Annotated in this window: 2 protein-coding genes; both read right to left on the reverse strand. The window is 71.0% G+C overall.

The features are described 5' to 3' along the window. The coding region (locus tag VNT50_RS01260) for a protein kinase domain-containing protein (protein WP_325483299.1) at positions 1-622 on the reverse strand (622 nt) is incomplete at its 3' end. 69 nt (positions 623-691) lie between these two features. Next, on the reverse strand, positions 692-1,876 hold the full coding sequence (locus VNT50_RS01265; protein ID WP_325483300.1) for a LysM peptidoglycan-binding domain-containing protein: 1,185 nt from the start codon (positions 1,874-1,876) through the stop codon (positions 692-694). Positions 1,877-2,030 lie beyond the last annotated feature (154 nt).

Genomic DNA, 2,030 nt, shown 5'->3' on the forward strand with positions numbered 1-2,030 from the left:
AGAGCATGATTCCGAGCGCGTAGATGTCGCTGCGGGGGTCGGCCATGGCGCGGGTGACGAGCTCGGGGGCCAGGTACGCGATCGTGCCGAGCAGCTGCTGGCCGGTTGCGGTGTTGGCGGTGGTGGCGCGCGCCAGACCGAAGTCGCCGATCTTGATGCGGCCGTCTTCGGCGAGGAGCACGTTCTCGGGCTTGACGTCGCGGTGCACGATTCCGGCGCGGTGAGCCGACGCGAGGCCCGACAGTACAGCATCCATGATCGTGATCGTCTGCGTGACCGAGAGCCGCTTCTGCTCCCGCATGAGCTCGCGGAGGGTGATGCCGGGCAGGTACTCCATGACGAGGTACGCCATGTCGCCGTCTTGGCCCTGGTCGAAGACGTTGACGACGTTGGGATCGGCCAGCCGCGCGGCGGCGCGGGCCTCTTGGATGAACTTGCTCTGGAACACCGCGTCGTCGCTGAGGTGCCCGTGCATGACCTTGAGCGCGATGCGGCGCTCGAGCCGCAGGTCGGTGGCGACATAGACGGTGGCCATGCCGCCGCGCGCGATGCGCGCGCGCACCCTGTACCGGCCGTCGACGAGCCGCCCGATCAGCGGGTCGGCTTGCTGGCTGGTACTCACGGGGAAAGTCTACGGAGGCCCGGGCCCCCGGCCCGGCAGCGGCTCACCCGGACACGGGGGCGAGGCCGGTCAACCCAGTGCGGCGAGCCACTGGTACGACGCCGCTTCCCACGCGCCGTACCGGTCGGGGAAGGCCGAGATCTGCACCGCTTGAGCGGCCTGGCTGAAGCCCATGTCCTGCCACCCGGGGATATCGAGCAGGCCGCGGGTACGCGGTCCGTTGGGGTCGGTGGGTCCCCCGTAGAAGGCGAGGGTCGCGCGCGTCGCGTCGCTGACCTCGGCGTCGGTGCCCCATCCCGTGCTCGGTCGCTGCTGGAAGAGTCCGAGAGAGTCGCGGTCGCCCCACGTCAGGTTGCGCATCGAGGACTCGACCATCGCCGTGGCGAGCGCGATCGCGATCCCGCGGTCGGAGACTCCGAGCTGGCGGCCGACGCCGATGATGAGCCGCGCGTTCGCCGCCTGCTCGGCATCGAGCACCGCCGACTGCGGGGCCGGGGGCGCCACGGGCGCCGTCGATGCGACCGGAACGAAGGCGACGGGCAGCGCGATGGTCTGACCCGGGTAGATGATGGATGCCGGGGTCAGCCCGTTCGCGGCGAGCACGGCCTGCGTGGTGAACCCGTACTTCTTCGCGATGGCGCTGATCGTGTCGCCCTTGGCGATCGTGTGCGAGGACGCCCCCGGTGCGGGCGTCGCGGCAGGAGGAGTCGCCGGCGCCGCGGCTTGGGGCGGGGCGACTGGGGACGCCGCCGCGGCGCCGGGCAGTGCGATGGTCTGGCCCGGGTAGATGATGGATGCCGGGCTGAGGCCGTTCGCGGCGAGCACGGCCTGCGTCGTGAACCCGTACTTCTTCGCGATGGCGCTGATCGTGTCGCCTTTGGCGATCGTGTGGATGCCGGCGGCGGGGGCCGCGACCGGCGTGGCAGGTGGGCTCGCGGCGGCGGGGGCGCCTGCCAGCGCCAGCACCTGGCCCGGGTGGATGACGCTCGACGAGGTGAGGCCGTTCCATGCCAGCACATCGGCCGTGCGGAGCCCGAAACGCCGGGCGATGTCGAAGACCGTGTCTCCGGCGACCACGGCGTAGCTCGGGGGAACGGGGGTGGATGCGGGCCGGCTCACGGCCGCGGCCTGCGGCCGAGACCCCACGGGCTTCGGTGCGCCTGCCTGCGTGCCGCGGATGCTGAGGTCGGTCACCGCGGCGGCTGGCGTCGCCGCGAGCGAGAGTGCGATGGACCCGACGATCGCGGCGGGCACCGCTGCCAACACCCTTCGGGCGGCGTGCGTGGGTCGATGCGCTGAGTGGCGTCTCAAGATTCCCCCCTTTTCGACCTTGAAACCGTGTCACGGATGTCAACTGGTGTCAACGGGTGATAAAGGACGTGGCCAATGTGACATGAGTGATCGGCCG

This window comes from Microbacterium sp., assembly GCF_035554235.1.
Lineage (GTDB): Bacteria > Actinomycetota > Actinomycetes > Actinomycetales > Microbacteriaceae > Microbacterium.